This window comes from Nitrospira sp. BLG_2, assembly GCF_049222245.1.
Genome location: NZ_JBLYIG010000206.1, coordinates 1 through 3,894, shown reverse-complemented (window position 1 = coordinate 3,894; position 3,894 = coordinate 1). Strand labels below are relative to the sequence as shown.

Below are 3,894 nucleotides of genomic sequence, written 5' to 3'. Positions count from 1 at the left end.
GGCGGATTTCCTGGACGTGTGCGCGAGCAACCGCATTCCGTTCCGTACGACCAGACTCGGAGCGTTCCAAAAATCCAGCGTTTTCTCCGCGCCCGTTCGGTTGCAGACGATCAACGAAAGTCCGGTTTCATGGGTCCGCTGCTCCCATTCTCCGTTCGGGCCGTGAATGCCGGGGCCCCACGATGCCGGCGACACCAGCATGTGCGCCCCTTCAAACCTCAGCGCTCTGGCTATGTTCGATGTATAGACGTCGCTGCAGATGAGTACACCGACCTTGATCCCATCGCACTCGATCGGAGCGACGGTGCCGCCGGGACTCGACCATGACAGCGAATCGCTCGCCACATTGATCTTGCGATGTTTGCCCAGGATCTCACCGGTCGGGCCGATGACAAAGACTGAGTTGTAAAACCGATTGCCGTCCCGCTCCGGGCAACCGAGAAATACGGTTCGTTTCAATGTCTTGACCAGCTTGCAAACCTGCTGCATCCATGGGTCGGGCTGCGGCTGTATCCAATCGGAACCGACGACGTGTGCGAACTGGAGTCCGCAGACCGCCAGCTCCGGCGTCACGATCCACGCGGCGCCTTTTCCGGCAGCGTGTTTGATGGCTTCGACGATCACGTACCTGTTTTGTTCAACTGCCCCGGGAACCGTCTCCAGATGAAGCAGCGCGATTTTGCCCGTTCTCATAATCACGTTCCACCGGACAGGGATCGTCCAGGAAGCGTCACACGCGGCAACCCGGTATCCGGATGCCGATCCACCAACACTCGGCATCGATACACCGATTCCAATGCCTCCGGCTCGATCACTTCCTCAGGGCGCCCCAGCCGTACCACCCGTCCATGATTCAACAATAGAATCCGGTCGCAATACTGGCTGACGAGATTCAAATCATGGGAGACGAGGACAACCGTTAAGCCTCGTGCATTCTTCAACTGGTGCAATATCGAACCGATCTCGACCTGATGTTGCAAATCGAGAAAGGCGGTCGGCTCATCGAGCAGCAAAACTTTTGGAGTCTGAGCCAGTGCCCGAGCGATCATGGTCCGTTGTCGCTCGCCGCCGGAAAGATCCGTTACCGTCCGATGAGCCAAATGGATGATGTCCATCGTCATCATCGACTGTTCCGCGATGGCGATATCGTCTGCACTCTCCCATCCAAATCCACCCGCCCAGCGGCTCCGAGGCCGATGGGGAAATCGTCCCATCAACACGGTTTCGGCGACCGTGAACGGAAACAACTGCTGGGAATCTTGCGGAACGACCCCTACCGAACAGGCCACCTCCAGTTGAGCCATAGAGGCCAACGGCTGTCCGAATAAATCGACGCGGCCCTGCAGCGGATTCATGAGCCGCGCCAATATTTTGAGCAAGGAGGTTTTTCCAGATCCATTGGGACCGACGACACCCAGCGCTTCACCGGCTTGTACGCTGAAGGAAAGGTCATCAAGAATCCACCTGGTCGGATCGGATCCCCTTGACTGGTAGCGGAAATGAACCGAGCGTACGTCGTAGGCCGGACTTCGTTCGGCGACGGCAGCTGAATCCATAGTCGTCTCCGGCATTGATCGGCAGTCATGCCGCGCACTCACGCCAAGCGATCCTTTCGCCAAACTAAGAGGTAGACAAAGAACGGCCCACCGGCCAGGGCCGTGATGATACCGACGGGGATTTCTGCCGGTGATATCAGCGTCCGGGCGATCGTATCGGCACCCATAAGAAATGTGCCGCCGACCAGAGCCGATGCGGGAAGAAGCAGCCGGTGATCGGCGCCTGTAAGCAAACGCACCGCGTGGGGCACGACCATCCCGATAAATCCGATCATTCCACTGACCGATACGACCGCTCCTGTCAACAGTGCCGTTAAGACAAAGATCAACCGTTTTGTCCGCTCCGTATCGACACCGAGGGTGCGCGCGGATTCTTCCCCTAAAGCCAAGATATTGAGTGCCCGCATTTGGCTAAACAGGAGGAAAAGCCCGATCGAAAGGTAGGCAACGAGCCCGAGCAAACCACCATAGGTTGGAGCGGTCAGCGTTCCCATCAGCCAAGCCATCATTCCATATGAACGGTTCGGCTCCAGGATCGACGTGATGAACATGATCAAAGCCGAAAAGATGGCGTTCAGGATCACTCCGGTCAGCAACAGACTGTGGATGGGCAATTGCTCATAGTGAGTGGCCATTCGATACACGATCACGAGCGCCAATAGGCCTCCGGCAAATCCGCAGGCCGGCAGAGCGGTTTCCGCCAAAAATGTGGCGCCCACTCCGAACAACACTCCAACCGCTGCTCCAAGCGCGGCTCCACTGGACACACCGAGAACATAGGGGTCCGCCAACGGATTGCGTAACAGTGCCTGCAAGGCAACGCCTACCGTCGCCAGGGAACATCCGATCAAGAAACCCAATAGCATTCTCGGTAGCCGAACGTGCAGGAGAATGGTTCTCGTGATGTCCGATGTCCCGCCATCGAGTTCCTTGCGGCTGATGGCGTCGGCAAACACGCGCAGGATTTCGCCATACGCAATGGGTTGCGTGCCGAAGTGAAGACAGAGGAGACCAACCACTATTGCCGCGAGACTAAGCGTCCCCAGCGTCGCAATCCGGCGGGAATTCGTGAGAATGGCGCCTTGAGCGACAAGGCCGCGTGTTGGGTATGTCCGGCATGCCTCCCCGGACAAGGCTTCCGCACAGGAAGCAGATTGAACCGTGGCAGGCGGCGGCTTCATAGAAACATCATGGATGAACAGATTCTTCGCCCGAACCGAATGTTTCAGGATGGATGGCGCGGGCAAGTTGTTCCAAGCCCTCGATGATCCGAGGGCCAGGACGATTCAATAAACTGGAGGAGACTTCGTGAAAACGCCGCAATTTGACGGCCGAGAGAGAATCCCACCTCAGCCATTGTTGCTGCTCGCTGCGCGGCACCGTTTCACTCGGGAAGATCAGCACCTCCGGATCTTCCTTCAACACCGCCTCCATACTGAGTTTTGGATAGGCCACGCCGGCCTGTGCCGCAATATTGACACCGCCCGCTAGACCGATCATCGGATGGAGAAAACTTCCCGGTCCCACGGCTATCAACGGCTGGCTATTCAGGACATACAGCACGCGCCTTGCCGGCAGTGTCTCGACTTTGCGCCGAATTTCGGCGATACGTTGGCGCATCGTCTGAGTCACTTCATTCGCCGCCGACGTTTTCTCAAACATCTTTCCCAATGTTTGAATGTGGAGCAGGATATCTTCCAATGTTCGGGCATCGAGTACAAACACAGGAATCTTGAGCTGCTCGAGTTTCGACTGGAGATCGGGACGGAGAAAGTCACTAGGCGCGAGCACCACTTCCGGCCGCAATGCAATGACGGCTTCCACACTGGGGTTCGAATATCCTACCTGGGCTTTTGATTTTGCCGCGTCCGGGTAGTCGCAAAAATCGGTGACACCGACGATCTGTTCATCCAGCCCGAGCGCAAACAGCATTTCGGTGATACTCGGAGCGAGCGAAACAACGCGAGCCGGCGGCTTGGCAAGGTAGATCCTATGCCCGGCATCGTCCACAAAGGATCGCGAGGATACATGCGCCATAAACGGCATGCCGGTGAGGATTCCCTGTGGCCGTCGCTTCATCTCACCATCATCTCCTTGCCCGCATTCAGCAGTCTGTGCAAGACACACCGACAACACCATCAGAAGCCACATGCTCGTGACGGGGCGATATCGATGCCATTGTCTCAAAAGAAAAATCCCCAAGGCCTGAATAGACCCTGAGGATTGCACCCGCTTCTTCATCCTCACCCGCTCCCCAGCCTCGAGGGAACGACGGTCAATTCTCCGAGCAGGTCTTCTGGCTCATGGTTCACCCTACTCCCCCGGCCTTCCCGTCTCT

At 57.2% G+C, this 3,894-nt stretch carries 4 protein-coding genes; all 4 read right to left on the bottom strand.

The annotated features are described in order from the left end of the window. The coding region (locus ACOSYY_RS05770; RefSeq protein ID WP_421661314.1) for a carbon-nitrogen hydrolase family protein at positions 1-693 on the bottom strand (693 nt) is incomplete at its 3' end. 2 nt (positions 694-695) lie between these two features. Next, on the bottom strand, positions 696-1,598 hold the full coding sequence (locus ACOSYY_RS05765; protein WP_421661313.1) for an ABC transporter ATP-binding protein: 903 nt from the start codon (positions 1,596-1,598) through the stop codon (positions 696-698). Then, positions 1,595-2,737: a FecCD family ABC transporter permease gene (locus ACOSYY_RS05760; protein ID WP_421661312.1), complete on the bottom strand. Its 1,143-nt coding sequence runs from the start codon at positions 2,735-2,737 to the stop codon at positions 1,595-1,597. The genes ACOSYY_RS05765 and ACOSYY_RS05760 overlap by 4 nt, the downstream gene beginning before the upstream one ends. A gap of 7 nt (positions 2,738-2,744) precedes the next feature. Next, positions 2,745-3,635 (bottom strand): ABC transporter substrate-binding protein, encoded by an 891-nt coding sequence (locus ACOSYY_RS05755; RefSeq protein ID WP_421661311.1) that lies wholly within the window; start codon positions 3,633-3,635, stop codon positions 2,745-2,747. Positions 3,636-3,894 lie beyond the last annotated feature (259 nt).